15 protein-coding genes are annotated in these 16814 nt (G+C 50.6%); 9 read left to right on the plus strand and 6 right to left on the minus strand.

Features of this window, described 5'->3' with window-relative positions; translation table 11 throughout:
• Positions 1–71: 71 nt before the first annotated feature.
• The 4 genes from hemF to dprA form a co-directional block, all read right to left on the minus strand.
• A complete protein-coding gene (hemF, locus tag G8768_RS02155; protein ID WP_166852080.1) occupies positions 72–983 on the minus strand; it encodes an oxygen-dependent coproporphyrinogen oxidase in 912 nt (303 codons plus the stop codon).
• A gap of 119 nt (positions 984–1102) precedes the next feature.
• Positions 1103–1666, minus strand: coding sequence for an L-threonylcarbamoyladenylate synthase type 1 TsaC (gene tsaC, locus G8768_RS02160; protein WP_371315462.1), 564 nt, complete (start codon positions 1664–1666; stop codon positions 1103–1105).
• 6 nt (positions 1667–1672) lie between these two features.
• A complete protein-coding gene (gene purE, locus G8768_RS02165; RefSeq protein ID WP_166852077.1) occupies positions 1673–2179 on the minus strand; it encodes a 5-(carboxyamino)imidazole ribonucleotide mutase in 507 nt (168 codons plus the stop codon).
• 83 nt (positions 2180–2262) lie between these two features.
• The gene (gene dprA, locus G8768_RS02170; RefSeq protein ID WP_166852074.1) at positions 2263–3405 is read right to left on the minus strand and encodes a DNA-processing protein DprA; all 1143 of its coding nucleotides are present in this window, start codon (positions 3403–3405) and stop codon (positions 2263–2265) included.
• A 272-nt stretch (positions 3406–3677) separates the two neighbouring features.
• On the opposite strand from dprA, the gene G8768_RS02175 reads away from it, so the two are divergent.
• The 3 genes from G8768_RS02175 to G8768_RS02185 all read left to right on the plus strand — a co-directional run bounded on the left by G8768_RS02175 (position 3678) and on the right by G8768_RS02185 (position 8229).
• Positions 3678–5216: an HD domain-containing phosphohydrolase gene (locus G8768_RS02175; RefSeq protein ID WP_166852072.1), complete on the plus strand. Its 1539-nt coding sequence runs from the start codon at positions 3678–3680 to the stop codon at positions 5214–5216.
• A gap of 180 nt (positions 5217–5396) precedes the next feature.
• Positions 5397–7157 carry an alkyl sulfatase dimerization domain-containing protein gene (locus G8768_RS02180; protein WP_166852069.1) on the plus strand — a complete coding sequence of 587 codons (1761 nt, stop codon included), beginning with the start codon at positions 5397–5399 and terminating at the stop codon, positions 7155–7157.
• Between the two features lie 31 nt (positions 7158–7188).
• Positions 7189–8229 (plus strand): helix-turn-helix domain-containing protein, encoded by a 1041-nt coding sequence (locus G8768_RS02185; protein WP_166852066.1) that lies wholly within the window; start codon positions 7189–7191, stop codon positions 8227–8229.
• A 50-nt stretch (positions 8230–8279) separates the two neighbouring features.
• Here G8768_RS02185 and G8768_RS02190 read toward each other — a convergent pair whose 3' ends face one another.
• Positions 8280–9323 (minus strand): LysM peptidoglycan-binding domain-containing protein, encoded by a 1044-nt coding sequence (locus tag G8768_RS02190; RefSeq protein ID WP_166852063.1) that lies wholly within the window; start codon positions 9321–9323, stop codon positions 8280–8282.
• A 232-nt stretch (positions 9324–9555) separates the two neighbouring features.
• Between G8768_RS02190 and def the strand changes: the two genes are divergently transcribed.
• Genes def through G8768_RS02220 form a run of 6 tightly spaced genes read left to right on the plus strand, consistent with a single transcriptional unit; the run spans position 9556 to position 15839 of the window.
• Positions 9556–10065: a peptide deformylase gene (def, locus tag G8768_RS02195; protein WP_166852060.1), complete on the plus strand. Its 510-nt coding sequence runs from the start codon at positions 9556–9558 to the stop codon at positions 10063–10065.
• Positions 10066–10081: 16 nt separating this feature from the next.
• The gene (gene fmt, locus G8768_RS02200) at positions 10082–11038 is read left to right on the plus strand and encodes a methionyl-tRNA formyltransferase (protein ID WP_166852057.1); all 957 of its coding nucleotides are present in this window, start codon (positions 10082–10084) and stop codon (positions 11036–11038) included.
• Between the two features lie 2 nt (positions 11039–11040).
• Positions 11041–12342 (plus strand): 16S rRNA (cytosine(967)-C(5))-methyltransferase RsmB, encoded by a 1302-nt coding sequence (gene rsmB, locus G8768_RS02205; protein ID WP_166852055.1) that lies wholly within the window; start codon positions 11041–11043, stop codon positions 12340–12342.
• Between the two features lie 55 nt (positions 12343–12397).
• Positions 12398–13783, plus strand: coding sequence for a Trk system potassium transporter TrkA (gene trkA / locus G8768_RS02210; protein WP_166852053.1), 1386 nt, complete (start codon positions 12398–12400; stop codon positions 13781–13783).
• A 29-nt stretch (positions 13784–13812) separates the two neighbouring features.
• Complete coding sequence (locus G8768_RS02215) at positions 13813–15261, plus strand: TrkH family potassium uptake protein (RefSeq protein ID WP_166852050.1); 1449 nt, start codon at positions 13813–13815, stop codon at positions 15259–15261.
• A gap of 50 nt (positions 15262–15311) precedes the next feature.
• Positions 15312–15839 carry a DUF4403 family protein gene (locus G8768_RS02220; protein ID WP_166852047.1) on the plus strand — a complete coding sequence of 176 codons (528 nt, stop codon included), beginning with the start codon at positions 15312–15314 and terminating at the stop codon, positions 15837–15839.
• 22 nt (positions 15840–15861) lie between these two features.
• Here G8768_RS02220 and G8768_RS02225 read toward each other — a convergent pair whose 3' ends face one another.
• Entirely contained in the window at positions 15862–16773 is a 912-nt protein-coding gene (locus G8768_RS02225; RefSeq protein WP_166852044.1) for a lysophospholipid acyltransferase family protein, read from the minus strand.
• Positions 16774–16814 lie beyond the last annotated feature (41 nt).

Raw genomic sequence — 16814 nt, forward strand, 5'->3', positions numbered from 1 at the left:
AAGCTCTCGTTAGTTGGGGTTTAGGCGCCGAAGCTGTTCAACGCCCTGTTATTCAGAATCGATTAGCGGGGCTAGGCCAACCAGTCACGAGCTGGCAGGAATTTCTCTGTCAGTTCGGCTTCGGCGCTGCCAGGTTCCGGCTGGTAGTCGTATTCCCAACGCACCAAGGGAGGCATGGACATTAAAATGGACTCGGTTCGACCACCCGTTTGCAGGCCAAACAAGGTGCCTCGGTCCCACACCAGATTAAATTCAACATAACGACCACGGCGATACAGCTGGAACTGACGCTCACGCTCACCGAAAGACTGGTCTTTTCGGCGTTCAACGATGGGCAAATAGGCTTTGGTGTAGCTGTCACCGACGGCTTTCATAAACTCAAAGCTGCGCTCAAAGCCCCATTCATTGAGATCATCGAAGAACAAGCCACCCACTCCGCGCGCTTCCTGGCGATGTTTCAAGTGGAAGTACTCATCGCACCATTGTTTATAGCGCGGATAAACATCTTCACCAAAGGGTTCACAGGCACGACGGGCTGTTTCGTGCCAACTACGGCAATCGTCTTCATTGCCGTAGTAGGGGGTAAGATCATAACCACCACCAAACCACCATACAGGATCGGCACCGGGTTTCTCGGCGATAAAAAAGCGGACATTCGCGTGACTGGTGGGCACATAAGGGTTGTTGGGATGAATCACCAGCGACACCCCCATGGCTTCAAAGGAACGACCTGCCAGCTCCGGGCGATGGGCCGTGGCGGAAGCCGGCATGGCAGCACCACTGACGTGTGAAAAGTTTACCCCGCCCTTTTCAATTACCTGGCCATTCTCAATAACCCGTGAACGACCACCGCCGCCCTCTTCTCGCGTCCATTCATCCTGCCTGAATTGGGAGCCCCCATCAGCGTTGGCCAGCTCGGCACAGATATTGTCTTGGAGCTGCATTAAATAGGCTTTCACCGCGTGTTTATCAACCAGGCTCATAACTGCTTCTTCTATGGTTTGGAAGCTGGGCATAGTACCAAAAGCCACCGTCGAGCGCTGCCGACAATTGGGATACCGAAAGATCGGGTACAGGAATTAATCAGGAGGTAAAGCGCGAATCAGGCGCGAATCAGTTCGCCACTGCTCAGATCGCGAATGGTCGACGGGTTTGCCTGGGTATTAACCAGACCCGGTGCCAGCCCATCCAGGCAACCGTGAAAGTATCGTTCGGCTTGCATGGTATTCAATGCGGGAGGTAAGCCCTGGGGGTTTGCCGAAGTCGAAACAATCGGACCACCAAACGCTTTGCATAACCCAGCCACCACCGGGTGTGCACTGACTCTCAGGGCAACCGAATCAAAACGACCACTGATCCATTTCGGACAATAACCATTAACCGGCACCAGCCAGGTATTCGGGCCAGGCCAAGTAGCGTTGAGTTGTTCTAACTGAGTTGGGGAAATGCCGGCCAGAAACGGCTCGAACTGCTCAATATCAGCGGCTACCAATATCAAACCCTTGGCTTGGGCACGGCCTTTGAGCCAAAGGATTTTTTCAACCGCTTGCTGCTGAAAAGGATCGCAGCCCAGGCCCCAAACCGCTTCGGTAGGATAGGCGATAACGCCACCGCCTTGCATGATAGACGCAAGACGGCGAATACGCGGATTCAGGGCCCAGTTCACAGTCAATTAGCGCTGAGCTAATTTTTCCTGCAAAGATGCATCTTTAGCGATAACGGCATCAGCGTTTGCTTTACGCTCGTCGATCAGCTTCTGGTGCAAATCAGCGTCGGATACACCCAGAATCTGAGCCGCCAGATAAGCAGCGTTTTTAGCGCCGGCTTTACCAATAGCCACGGTCGCTACTGGAATACCACCAGGCATTTGAACGGTAGACAACAAAGCGTCCAGACCGTCCAGAGAAGAGTTAATGGGTACACCAATAACTGGCTTCAGGGTATTGGCAGAAACGGCACCGGCCAGGTGAGCGGCCATACCAGCTGCACAGATAAAGGCGCCAGCGCCACGGGCATCGGCATCTTTAACGTAAGTGTGTGTGGCTTCCGGGGTACGGTGAGCGGAGCTAACTTTAGCTTCGAAAGGAACACCCAGCTTATCCAGTGTATCGAAAGCGGCTTCCATAATAGGCAGGTCTGAATCAGAACCCATCAAAATAGCAACAAATGGTTTGCTCATCGGCGTAGTCTCTTGTGCGAAAAAGCGGCAAATTTACCCGAACTCTTTACCGCGCTCAAGCCTTTTTGCACATCTTAAAATCCCTATTTTAAGCGTTGATATAGCCCGGCCTGCTGGCAAATTTGGCCATTGATCTCTAACTCCATGAGTTGCACGGAAATTTCATCTGCCGCCAGGCCGGAAGCCATCTGGATTTCGTCCAGGCTGATGGGGTCAAATCCGACATATTGCAATACGCCTTTCAGTGCCCACTCCTCTTCTCCAGCCACGGATTTATCTGTTTTCAAGCTTTCCAATTCCGGAGCCAACAACGCCAATTGCCCCTGAATGGAAGTGCTTAAATGCTCTGCAATGTCTCTGGCACCCTCAACCAGTATCGCCCCCTGCTTAATCAGCTTGTGGCAGCCCCGGCTCAGGGGGTTGTTAATCGAGCCCGGAACCGCAAACACCTCGCGATTTTCTTCTAACGCTAGGGACGCGCTGATAAGGGAACCACTGCGCTCAGCGGCTTCCACCACCAGTGTTCCCAAAGCCAGGCCGGTCACAATTCGATTTCGTTTGGGGAAATTGGCTGCTTGGGGTGCCATTCCGAAGGGGTATTCGCTGATGATTGCTCCACCCTCCGCAATAATCTGCTGACTCAAATTGAGATTGCGTCTGGGATAGAGCTGATCCAGACCACTTCCGAGCACAGCAATCGTCTTGCCCCCGGCCGATAGACAACCACGATGCGCAGCCGCGTCGATTCCCAGGGCCAAACCACTACTGATCACCAAACCAACGACAGCAAGTTCTCTCGCGATCTGCTCCGCCTGCTTGATGCCCGAAGGGCTGGCCTTGCGGCTACCCACGATTGCCAGCTGCGGCCAATGCAGGATCTCCCTCTCACCAGCCACAAACAGCAACTCGGGAGGATCGGCGGTCTCTCTCAGTAAGTTGGGAAAATCATCATCGATTGAAAACAACAAATGGACACCCAAGGCGCGACATTTATCCAGTGTCTTCTGAAGTTGGGCTCCCAAAGCACTGTTGTCGCCCTGGCGGATATAGGGGAGCAGCTGATCATAGGCCGCTGGCGTCAAACGCTTTTTCTGTTCCTCCCCTCCAAGGGAAAAGAACGCTGTAGCGTGTTCCAAGCCCTGTAGTGATCGACGCAGATAACGCCCCTGCCAATGCTGGCACAACAGCAAGGCCAGACGACACATTCTTTCCCTATCAAGCTCCATGTGAACCCCGTTTTCTGATCATTTTCAGGCGCCAATGATTGGCGCCTGAGCTCGTAACAAAGGGGAAGAAACATAAACGGGTTTACATAAATTGAAACGGGCCAAATTTCTTATTAGTCTGTAACACCTGTCATGTGTTGAGTAGCGAACTTACCTGTCATAACTGACATTTAGCGATCAAGGAAGGAATTTAAGGCAAAAGCTTCATTCCTGTGTGCACAGTCAAATTTTGTCGTCTAGTATTGAAATCAGACGTCTTATAGGATGCCTTTATGCCTGAATACAGCTTTCTGAGTAATGAAAAATCACAGTTTGAACCCAAACAGATTCTGGGGGATCCGTGGAAGGTGCTCGTTGTTGATGATGAGCCCGATATCCACACCATTACCGAACTGGCCCTTAGTGATTTTGAATATCAGAATCGCGGCATTGAATTGCTGCACGCCAATTCCGCCGCCGAGGCAAAAGAGATTCTTCAGCGCGAAGAAGATATCGGCCTTATTCTGCTTGATGTCGTGATGGAGTCCCGTGATGCCGGTCTCTTATTGGTCATCTGGATTCGCGAAGAACTGAAGAATAAACAGGTTCGTATCGTATTGCGTACCGGTCAGCCCGGCGACGCGCCTGAGCGTCAAGTCGTTCGCGACTACGATATCAATGGCTATAAGGAAAAGTCCGAACTCACCGCCAATAAACTGTATACCGTGACCTGCAGTTCTCTGCGCTCCTATCAGGATATTCACTCACTGATGGCCCATGAAGCGGGCATGAAAAAAGTTATCCAATCCACCGGTGATATCTTTGGTAAACGTTCTCTTGGTTTATTTGTTGAGGGCGTACTGGAACAAATTTTTTCCTTGAGCAGCCTTGAGCGCAGCGCGAACTTGGTTATTGAGGACAACGCCATTGCGATCCAGCGCAATGAAGGCCAATACGAAGTCGTAGCTGCAACAGGTTGTTATCGGGGAATCAGCGAAATTGATGTCAAAGCCGAGTTCGGCACAACCGTCGAAAAACTGCTGGCCATTGACGAAACCCTGGTTAACCTTCCCCACGATAAACTCGCAATTATTTTGCGTTGCCCGTTCGCCGATCCTACCGTCTTGCTGCTGAACAATATGGCCTATAAACAGGAAGAAGATAATCAGTACTCCCTACTGAACCTGTTTATTAATAACGTTAATATCGCTTACGAAAACCTGTCTCTAGAAGCACAAACCGAACGCACTCAAAAAGAGATTGCCTACCGCCTGGGTGAAGCCATTGAAAATCGCTCCAATGAATCCGGTAACCATGTAAAACGGGTTGCTATCGTTTCTGAGCTATTGGCACTTGCTTGCGGTTTATCGGAAGCAAAAGCACAGATCATTAAAATTGCATCGCCGCTTCACGATATCGGCAAGATTGCGGTACCCGATGCCATTCTTCACAAAGAAGGAAAGCTCGATCCAGAGGAATGGGAAATCATGAAACAACACGCCTTGATTGGCGAAGAAATGCTGTCCGGCTCGGATCTGGAAATTATTCGTACTGCCGCCAATCTGGCTGGCGGTCACCATGAACGTTGGGAGGGCGGCGGCTATCCTCGCGATCTTTCCGGCAATGATATTCCCATTGAAGCGCGCATTACCGCGGTCGCGGATGTGTTTGATGCACTGCTCAGTAAACGCTGCTACAAGGAAGCCTGGAGTCTTGAAGACGCTCTAGGACTTATCAAATCCGAACGCGGCAAACAGTTCGACCCGAGCATTGTGGATGCCTTGATTAACAATCTGGATGATGTTCTGGAAATTTATAAAAACTATAAGTAAACCCTGACTTAAAAAGTAATCCCCCTTTTGTTCGGGTTCATATCTGGATAAACCTCCTGCCCTTTTTAACACTCACTTTGCACAGTGGTCACTTTAACGCGGCCAATGACCGCTGTGCAGATCCCCCCTTCAAGTCTGCCTCGATATAATTTATCCCAAAAGAACAGAGGAAATATCGAGATGAAGTATTTAGTGGCTTTTCTCAGCTTGCTGGCGGTTGGATATTTGGCTTTTTTGAGTGTGTATACCTCAGCGTTTTCAGCTTACCAGGTAGAACCATCGGTTCACCCCGTGCTTCAAATGAAAGGCAAGCACGCTGAAGAAGCGCGGTTAATCAAGATAGGCGACCGTATTCACCAGGCATTTGCCTACGACTTTTCCAATATCTTTTTTATTGAAGGCGACAAGGGCATTATTGTTATTGATTCCGGCTGGTCTGCAAAAGCAACAGAACGCGCATTGCAGGATTATCGAACGATCACAACAAAGCCTATCGTAGCGCTAATCTATACCCATGGGCACAGTGATCATCTGGGGGGTGCCAGAATCCTTGTCGATGAAAACCCTGATGTACCGGTAAAAATATACGCTGCTGACAGCTGGCACAAACAATACGCCCATTTTAATACCGCTTTGGCTCCTCATGTCACCATGCGCGCCGCCGCGCAACTTGGCGCGCTTCTCCCGGATGGAAATCACGGTCGAGTCAATATCGGCGTTGGAAAAATGCAGCTCAAAAATAATATTTCTGTGGATTTTGTGGCACCAACGGAAGAAATTTCCGAGCTGAGCAATATCACTATTGAAGGCGTACGCCTGCAACTAATTCCCATGGCTTCGGAAACCATTGACCAGATGTTGATTTGGTTGCCCGAGGACAAAGTTATGCACGCGGCTGATGTTGCCGCCAGCGCGGTTCCCATTTTATCTACACCACGCAATGAACCTGATCGATCCCCGATTGGTTTTATTGATTCCATCGAACTGATGATGGACAGACCCGTAGAACATTTAATCGCAGGGCATTCACTGCCCGTTCTTGGAAAAGACAAAGCCCGGGAAGCCTTGTTGGTACAACGTGATGCAGCTCAGTTTATTTACGATCAAACCATCCGAGCCTTGAATAATAATCTTGGCCCAAGAGAAACCGCTGAAACGGTTCAACTTCCGGATCACCTTGCCAACCACCCTATTCTTTCCCAAACCTACCACCGCGTGCCCTGGTTAGTGCGAGGTTTATATTCTCGTTACGGTGGTTGGTTCAGCGGTGATACTGCAGACTTGAATCCTCTGAGCAAGCATGAAGAAGCCAAACGCATGATCGTTCTGGCCGGTGGTGCCGAAGCCTTTCTCGAACACACCGAAAACGCTTTTCATCAAGGGGATTATCAATGGGCCGCCCAGTTAGCGAGTTATCTTCTGGACGCCAAGGTGGAAGAAAAGACCGCAAAAGCAATAAAAATAGCCGCATTAAAAGGTATGGCTTATGCCTCCTATAGCGGTAATCAACGTCACTACATGCTGACCGAAGCCCTGACAATGGAACTCGGCGTCAATCCAAATAAAGCCCGACAATTACCGAAAGATGTAGCACCACTGAAACTGCTTTCAATGAAAACATTGTTGCGATTGATGGGGCCAAACCTGAACCCGGATGCCTGCCCGGAGAAGACCACCACCCTCGCAATCCATATGAAGAATCGATCAGAAAAACCAAACGAAGTGCACTTCATTAGCCTGCGTCGGAGTGTGTTCCACTACCACAAAAATCCAGTTGAGGAACCTGACACTCAAATAGAGACCGAACGAGAAACACTGGAACACATTCTAGCAAACCAATTGAGCTGGAAAGATGCGGTAAATGAAGGCAAGATCAATGTTATCGGTGATACATCAGATCTGGGTGCTTTTTTGGAGTGCTTCGATTTTTATGAGCTGTGATGATCAATTGTGAAGGCGTTTACAGACCAATATGACAACCATACCTCCCTGCTGTTATTCACACTTTATTCGACCAGCCCTAAGGGCTCTGGAAAGTCATGGTGTGGATATCAGCGAGGTTTTGATGCACAACGGTCTGAGTTCCTCGGTTTTTAAAAAACCCTATCATAAGATCAGCCCTCTTCAACTCACCCAGTTTTTCGCGAATATTCTCAAGCTGGGTATATCCCCAAACCTGGGCTTGGAAATTGGTCAGCAGATTGGCCTTTCAGATAAAAGCGCTCTGGGTCACGCCCAGCTATCTGCTCAAACCATGCGCCATGTTATGGCACTCGGGCAGAAATATATGCCGATGTTTATGCCACTTGTACAGTGGGATATGAAAATTAACCAAAGAGAGATTCAGCTGTATTATTCCACATCGTTTCCAGATGAAATTTATGCGCATCACGATAAAGGCTTTTTGCAAAACCTGGAATGGTTTCTGACTGAAATTATTTTGGGTATGCACATCAATCAAGCCAGCCTGGTTCCCGGTGAACTTAGCCCCAAATTACTGGATCTCCCATTTCCCAAATCCCGAAATCAAAAAACCGACTACCGAACCATTTACCAGGGCGATATTGCCTATGATCAGGGCAGCTACCGCCTGACTTATTCCATGGATATCTTTGATCAAACTCTGCCGAATTACGATCAGTACATGGTTGATGCCATCGAACAACTTTGTATCAAAATGCGTGAAGGTCTCAATCAGGAAATGAACACCCAGGATGAGGTCGAATATCATTTAAACGCAAGGCTTGGACACTACCCAGGCCTGGAACAAATTGCAGCGAAAATGGCGGTCTCGCCAAGGGCGTTGCGCCGTCGCCTGCAACAAAGTGGCAGCAGTTACCAGAAATTATTGCAGCAAAGCAAACATCGCCTGGCACTGGATTTACTGGTCAATAGTGATCTGGATTTGGCTCAGGTGTCAAAACTTTGCGGCTTCAGTGAGGCACGTAACTTCAGCAGCAGTTTCAAACGTTGGCAGGGTTGTTCGCCTCAAGACTATCGTAAGCGGACATAAAAAACCCGGCTTAAGTTGCCGGGTTTTTTATTAACAGGTGACGTTGGATTTTAGGGCGATCTCAACTCATCACCGGTACGCAGTGGACGCTCAGCTTCGAGCACAATGCCAAAGGACATTTTTTCGAAGACGCTGAACACCATCATCACACCGGATTTTTCCGCAGGCAGCTGAATCACTTCATTGGTAATTCGATCGCGAACCGTGTCACCTTTTTTGTAAATCAGCAACACGTCACCCACCTGAAGTTCGTCTCGCTCACCTTTGTTCAGAGCGACGACATCCAACTTGCCTACCTGATTCACGCCGCCTTCAACGCCGATAATTTCAGCACGAGTCTCATTCGATGGAGGACGCGGGAAAAAAGTAGAATCAATGGAACGTTCAACGGTTTCCAGCAGGCGGTCACCCAAACGAACTTCCTGGGTGGTGCGAACGATATCGAAGGTACCGATATCACCATTCAGTGCTTTCTGTTTTACCGAAGCAATATCGATTGCCTGGATACCCAAGGGCTCTTTGGTCTGGGGATCAACATAAACATCGCCCTGACGATAAACGCCGTAGGATTTCACCTCTGTGTTGAAGTTACCGCGCGCATACATGGTATCGCCGGCACCCGTCACCACATGCTCTTCACCACCGGCCAGGACATAGGGCGCGGTATCAAGAACCCCCACCCCCACAATGCGGCTGCGGGACAGGAATGCATTGATGCGATCCAGAGGAATGGTGGTAATGGCCTCTTCTTGGGGAACCACATGAATCTCAGGTCCCATCTTGGCCTTGTAGGTACGGCCTGCTTCGCCACGATCCAATGTCAGGCGAGGCTTGCCATCTAAATAAACCAAACGAATACGATCACCCGGGAAAATCAGGTGTGGGTTGGCAATTTGGTCATTCGCATGCCAGATCTCAGGCCACATCCAGGGGTTTTCGAGAAAACGGGCGGAAATATCCCAAAGGGTATCGCCCTTAACCACCGAATAGGTATCCGGGTGGCTATTTTTCAGGCGTGGCTCATCGGCCCAGCCGAGCAATGGTGCGGCTAAGGCAGACAGGCTGACCAATGACGCCAGCAGTGTTTTTTTCATAGAAAATGCCCTTTGTGGTCGGCCCCTTAACAGAATCCCGGTATAATGAACCGCTTAATACCTGCATTTTGCCGATGAAAGTCGATGTTAAATCACTAATATAGCAGCTTCGCTGGCAAGGCGGCAGGTTAAGGGGGCGATAAGTCGTCCAATATTTGCTGCTTGATCATAATGTTAGCAGCGCTCCTTACCTTTTTACTAGAAGTTTGTCACAGGCAGTTTAACAACTCACATGGCCATTTTAGAGATTTTAGAATTCCCGGACCCAAGGTTACGTACCACCGCTGAAGATGTCAGCGAAGTGAACGACGAAATTCGTGCCTTGGTCGATGATATGTTTGAAACCATGTACGACGCCCCTGGCGTTGGGCTGGCGGCCACCCAGATCAATGTGCACAAGCGCGTCGTGGTCATCGATGTCAGTGAAGAGCAGGATCAGCCTCTGGTGTTTATCAACCCGGAAGTGGAAGTTTTGGATCAGGACAGTCTGCACGACTATGATGAAGGCTGTCTGTCAGTACCTGGTTTCTATGAAACCGTAAGTCGCCCGGACCGCATTCGCGTTACAGCGCTGAATCGCGAGGGCGAAAGCTTTTCTATGGAGCCCGATGGCTTGCTGGCCGTCTGCATTCAGCATGAGCTGGACCACCTGAACGGCAAGCTCTTTGTGGACTACATTTCCAATATGAAGCGCCAGCGAATTCGCAAGAAGCTGGAAAAACAGCACCGTACCCAAGCCTGAGAGCGCTGATACCTTCATGCCACTAAATATTGTTTTTGCCGGTACACCGGATTTTGCCGCCGCTCACCTGAACACCCTTTTGGAGAGCGAACACAATGTAGTTGCGGTTTACACCCAACCTGACCGCCCCGCCAATCGGGGAAAAAGCCTGCAGGCCAGCCCTGTTAAGCAGGTGGCGCTGAAGCACGATATTGCCGTCTATCAACCCCTGAATTTCAAAGACGCCAATGACCGTGACGATTTGGCGGCGCTGAATGCCGACATTATGGTCGTTGTCGCCTATGGTCTGCTGCTGCCCCAAAGCGTTTTGGATACCCCAAAATACGGTTGCATTAATGTGCATGCCTCTCTGCTGCCCCGCTGGCGCGGCGCCGCTCCAATTCAGCGCGCAGTCGAAGCCGGTGATGCTGAATCCGGCGTTTGTATTATGCAGATGGATGCCGGCCTCGACACAGGCCCGGTATTGGTAAGCCGCCGCTTTCCTCTCACACCGGACGAGACCGGTGGCAGTCTGCACGACAAGCTACTGGAGACTGGCGGGCCAGCCCTGCTGGAAGCACTGGAGCAGATTGCTGCGGGCCGCAGCCAGCCTGAAATCCAGGCAGAAGAAGGTGTAACTTACGCCCATAAATTCAACAAAGCCGATGCTGCAATCGACTGGCAACGTCCAGCGGTCGAGGTGGAACGGAAAGTTCGAGCCTACAACCCTTTCCCGGTTGCGCACTGCGGTTTTGAAGACAAAGGCAAAGAGCAACGCCTGCGAATTTGGCAGGCCCGAGCCGAAAACAGCGAAACCAGCCTGTCACCCGGCGAAATCAGCAAGGTCTCCAATGAGGGGCTTTGGGTTGCCTGTGGCGACGGCCGACTGTTGCACATCGAAAGCCTGCAATTACCCGGAAAGAAAGCCATGACACTGAAAGACCTGCTCAATGGTCGCAGTGATTTGTTTGTTGCGGGCGGGCAGCTCAACTGATCATGGCCCTCGATACCCGCGCCGCAGCCGCCAGGGCCATCGCCCAGGTTTTCAAACAGCAAGGCTCCCTGGCCAGTGCTCTCCCGCCTCTGCTAAAACAGGTAAGCGCCCAGGACAAAGGCCTGCTGCAAGAACTGTGCTACGGCAGCCTTCGCTACTTTCACCGGTTGAACGCAAGCCTGCTGGGCCTGTTAAAGCAGCCTCTGAAAACCAAAGATCAGGATATCCAGGCCTTGCTGCTGATCGGTTGCTATCAATTGGATTACAGTCGAATTCCCCCCCACGCCGCCGTAGCCAGCTGCGTTGAAGCCTGTCGCGCCTTGAAGAAGCCATGGGCCTGTAAACTGGTAAATGGGGTACTGCGCAATTATCAGCGTCAGGAAGCCAGCGACAACAGTGATCAACCCTGGCTCGAACACAGCCACCCTAAATGGTTTTACAAACGACTTCACAAGGCCTGGCCTGACCTCGCTGATGATATTCTCCAGCAAAACAATCAGCATCCGCCGTTTACCTTACGCCTGAATCTGGAACGCGCATCGGTCACCGATTATCTGGCACTGCTGGCCGAACAGGGCATTGCCGCGCGGGCCTGTGAGTTCAGCCCAGAAGGCATCACGCTGGAAAAGCCTTGCCCGGTAGAACAGCTACCCCACTTTGATGAGGGCTGGCTGAGTGTGCAGGATGAGGCGGCCCAATTCAGCGCCCGTTTATTGGAACTGGCGGATGATCAACACATTCTTGATGCCTGCTGCGCACCCGGCGGGAAAACCGGGCATATTCTGGAATTGGCAAAGAACCCTTCGCTCACCGCCGTTGATACTGAGGCCAAGCGCCTGAAGCGGGTAGAAGAGAATCTGGCACGTTTGGGATTCAGCGCTACACTTCGATGTGCCGATGCTTCAGATACTGAGCAATGGTTTGATGGCAAGCGGTTTGACCGCATTCTTCTGGATGCCCCCTGCTCGGCCACCGGCGTGATCCGTCGCCACCCGGATATCAAGTTGCTGCGCAAGCCACAGAATATTGATGAATTATGTGAAATCCAGAAGCGCTTGCTGGAAAATCTCTGGCCACTATTAAAGCCGGGCGGCATTTTGCTCTATGCAACTTGCTCGGTATTGCCGGAAGAAAATGACGCACAGATTACACAATTCCTCGCCCATCATGCTGATGCCGAGGAATACACCATCGATGCCCCTTGGGGAGTTGCAGGCGCCCATGGCCGCCAGCTTTTCCCACAGGCTAATGGGCACGACGGTTTTTATTACGCACGTCTGCAAAAAAACGAACAAAAGGCGTAGAATTAGTCAGCAAAGGCCAAATAAGCCGCAATGGATTAGCTAAGCTGCTCAACCTATGAAAATTATTATACTCGGGGCCGGCCAGGTCGGCGGCACCCTGGCCGAAAACCTGGCCAATGAAGCTAATGATATTACCATTGTCGATACCGATGAAAACCGCTTGCGCGAGTTGCGGGATCATATGGATATCGGCGTCGTTACCGGCCATGCCTGTCACCCGGATACGCTCCTGCGAGCTGGAATTGATGAAGCCGATATGTTGGTCGCAGTGACCAATAACGATGAAATCAATATGATCGCCTGCCAGGTGGCCTACAGCTTATTCAAAACGCCCACCAAAATTGCCCGCATTCGTGCGCAATCTTATTTGAATAAACCCGGCCTGTTCGCGGATGAAAACATTCCTATTGACGTTTTGATCAGTCCGGAGCAATTGGTTTCCAATTATATTTTCCGCTTGATTGAACACCCTGGTGCCTTGCAGGTGGTGGATTTTGCCGACGGAAAAGTCCAGCTGGTTGCGGTTCGTGCCTACCATGGCGGCCCGCTGGTGGGCCAGGAACTGCGTTTTCTGCGCCAGCATATGCCTTCAGTAGATACCCGAGTTGCCGCCATCTACCGTCGCGGCCGCGCCATTACACCGGAAGGCTCCACGGTTATTGAAGTGGATGATGAGGTGTTCTTTATTGCGGCCAAGGCCAATATCCGCGCGGTGATGAGTGAACTTCGCCGATTGGAAACCCACTACAAACGCATCATCGTCGCCGGTGGCGGAAACATCGGCTATCGCCTGGCGAAGAAGCTGGAAAGCCGCTACGCCGTAAAAGTCATTGAGTATTATGCCCAGCGTTGCCAGTTTCTATCCGAACAACTTGAGCGCACCATCGTACTGCACGGCTCAGCTTCCGATCAGGAAATGCTGCTTGAGGAAAACATTGAAAACACCGATGTGTTCCTCGCCGTTACCAATGATGACGAAGCCAACATTATGTCCTCCATGCTCGCCAAGCGATTGGGCGCGCGCAAGGTGATGGCTTTGATCAGCAACCCGGCTTATGTCGATCTGGTTCAGGGCGGCGACATTGATATTGCTATCTCGCCCCAGCAAACCACACTGGGCAGCCTGCTTACTCATGTGCGAGAAGGCGATACCGTTAACGTACACTCCCTGCGACGCGGCGCTGCCGAAGCCATTGAAATTGTTGCCCACGGCGATAAAAGCAACTCCAAAGTGGTGGGTAAATCCATTGAGGATATCGACCTGCCAGATGGTGCAACGATTGGCGCCATCGTTCGGGAAAGCAGTCGTGGCAGTGAAGTATTAATTGCCCATGACCACGTTGTGGTGGAAGACGGCGATCACGTTATTTTGTTCCTGGTTAATAAAAAATACACCCGCGATATCGAGCATCTTTTCCAAACCGGTATCAGTTTTTTTTAGCGGCGTAAAAATAGGCAACGCAAACACAAATGCATTTTTCAGTTATCTTTCGCGTACTGGGCATTCTACTCATGCTGTTTAGCATGACTTTGCTGCCGCCTATTTTTGTGTCCTTATATTATAACGATGAATCTCTGGTCGCTTTCCTGTCCGCCATGGGTTTAATTTTTGCCACTGGGTGTTTACTTTGGTTGCCCAGTAATAAAACTCGCCATGATTTGCGCACTCGCGATGGTTTTTTAATTACCGTTTTGTTTTGGGCGGTACTGGGGATCGCTGGTTGCCTGCCCTTTATTTTTTCTGATCAACCTGGCTTGAGTTTTACCGATGCCATGTTTGAATCTCTGTCAGGCTTGACCACGACTGGAGCAACCGTCATCACCGGGTTGGATGACCTGCCCAAATCCATTTTGTATTACCGCCAGCAACTGCAGTGGTTAGGTGGTATTGGTATTATTGTAATTGCGGTCGCCATTTTACCCATGCTCGGTATTGGTGGCATGCAGCTGTATCGTGCAGAAACTCCAGGGCCGGTAAAAGATTCAAAGCTTACCCCCAGAATTACCGAAACCGCCAAAGCGCTGTTTTTAATTTACTGCACCTTGACCATTACCTGCGCGCTGTCTTATTGGGCAGCAGGAATGACCTTGTTTGACGCCATCGGGCATGCTTTTTCTACGGTCGCGATTGGAGGCTTTTCCACCCACGATGCCAGCATGGGGTATTTCGACAGCCCAATCATTTTAATTGTTTGTATGCTGTTTATGATTTTGTCCGGTGTGAATTTCGCGCTGCATTTTTATACCAGCCGCAATCGCAGCATCAGTCACTACTGGCATGATCCGGAATTTAAGTTTTACATCAGCTGTTTGGCTATCGGTATTCCAATCACCATTGCGTACCTCGCCCACACCGATACCTACGATTTGGAAACCAGTGCCATTCACGGCAGCTTTGAGTTTATTTCCATTTTAACCACCACCGGTTTTGGAACCGCCGACTTCACGATCTGGCCCGGTTTTCTACCTTTCTTCCTGTTTTTGTTTGCCTTTATGGGTGGCTGTGCAGGCTCCACCGGCGGCGGCATGAAAGTCATTCGCGTCCTGCTGATCTGCAAACAGGGCATTCGGGAGATTAAACGCCTCATCAACCCCAATGCGGTGATTCCTATTAAGCTTGGCCAAACCTCGGTATCCGATCGGGTCGTGGAGGCTGTGTGGGGTTTCTTTGCCGTCTTTGTGATCAGCTATATGATCATGTTTATTTTACTGATGGCCACAGGATTGGATTTCCTCACGTCGGTATCTGCTGTCGGTGCTTGTATCTCGAATCTGGGCCCAGGCATGGGCGATGTCGCCCTGAACTATACCGATATTAATAATCCCGCGAAGTGGATTCTCTGCTTTGCCATGTTACTGGGTCGACTGGAAATCTTTACCTTGCTGGTTTTATTCTCACCCAGCTTCTGGCGTCGCTAAGCGACGTCAACTTTAACCAACACATTCATCAATGCTTCAATAAAACGACAATGAAAAAAAAACTCGTCTCAGCCATTTTGTGTCTCAGTGCCGCCAATATGTCTTACGGTGAAAATGCACTCAACACTCTCATCGAAAGAGTTCTCAGCAAACAGCTGCCGGAAGTACTGTTTCATGCCAAGGATATCCCCTGGCAGTACGGCCACTACAATTTGCACATCAGCAAAGCGGGAGATGCCGGTATTGGAAGCGGTCCGGAAACGATTACGGCAAAACTGCCTTTGAAAGTTCAACTCAGTGGCAAGGTCAAGCAAAAACTGTTCGGCCAGGAAATCGACATCGATTGCACCACCGAGTTTGAAACCAATAGTGAGATGATTTTCAAACCGGTATTTGCCGAGACACTCAGCAGTAAACTGGATATGCAAATTCCAATTCCGGAAACCGAACTGGATTGCCAGGGCCTCAAGCTACCGATCAAGCCGGCACTGGAACAGTTGATTGCGAAAGAAAAGCCTGAGTGGGAAGCCCAGGCGGAAGCGGAATTGAAAAAACGTTTAGAGACGCTGGGCCTGTAAATTGAGTCTTTAAGAAGATGGCCTAAGTCAGTTGAGTATAGGGGTCCTGATACCCCTCTTCGAAACACTTGTAGCGTTTGTATTCCCATTGATACTGACTGGGAATTTCCTTAATGGCATCTTCCACGCTGCGATTCAGTGCCCGTAAGGATTCGTCACAATCTTCATTGTACAGTTCTGAGCAGGGCTTTTTGAAAACCAGCTTGAAGCCCCCCGGGATTCGCTCCGCATAACTCACTAACGCTTCACAACCGGTTTTGCTGATCAAATTGCACAGCAGCGTCATGGTATAAGCCGGACGACCAAAGAACTCCACCAACTCACCGGCGCCATCGTCAGGCACCTGATCGGGCAGTATGCCGGAAATCCCACCCGCTTTAATTGCCTTGAGTAACTTCATTACACCGCGGCGATCGGTTGGCACCAGTGTCGCACCGGACTTTTCCCGGGATTCCTGAATAATTGCACCGACTTCGGCATTTTTTGGGGGTTCAAACAGACTGGTGATCGGGCCGAGTGTCGCTGCGTACAAACCCACCACTTCCCAGTTACCCAGATGGGGAGCAATCAAAATCATGCCTTTACCTTTCGCCAGCGCTTCTTCCACCAGCTCGCAGCCTTCGGTTTCGATGACCTTGGCTCTCAACCATTCCATGTCCTGCATCCACACTGCCGGGGTCTCCATCAGCATAACCCCGGTTTCCTGCAAACTTTGCCTGGCAAGCTTCAGGCGTTCTTCCTCGGGCATATCGGGGAAGCACATCGCCAGATTGCGTCGGGTTACCTTGGCCTCCCGACTGTTACAAAGCCAGAGCAAACGGCCGATGGTCCGGCCGATTCCTCGGCTCAGTCCCAGAGGTAAACGAGCCACTATGGCCATAATCAGGTAAATAAGTCCTCGCTTGGGAGCAGGCGAGTTACTGGCGTTTGTCATAAGTCAGGTGTACTTCAGGTGTATCAAGGGCGCAGCTTAAC

This window comes from Pseudoteredinibacter isoporae (assembly GCF_011602085.1).
Classification (GTDB): Bacteria; Pseudomonadota; Gammaproteobacteria; order Pseudomonadales; family Cellvibrionaceae; genus Pseudoteredinibacter; species Pseudoteredinibacter isoporae.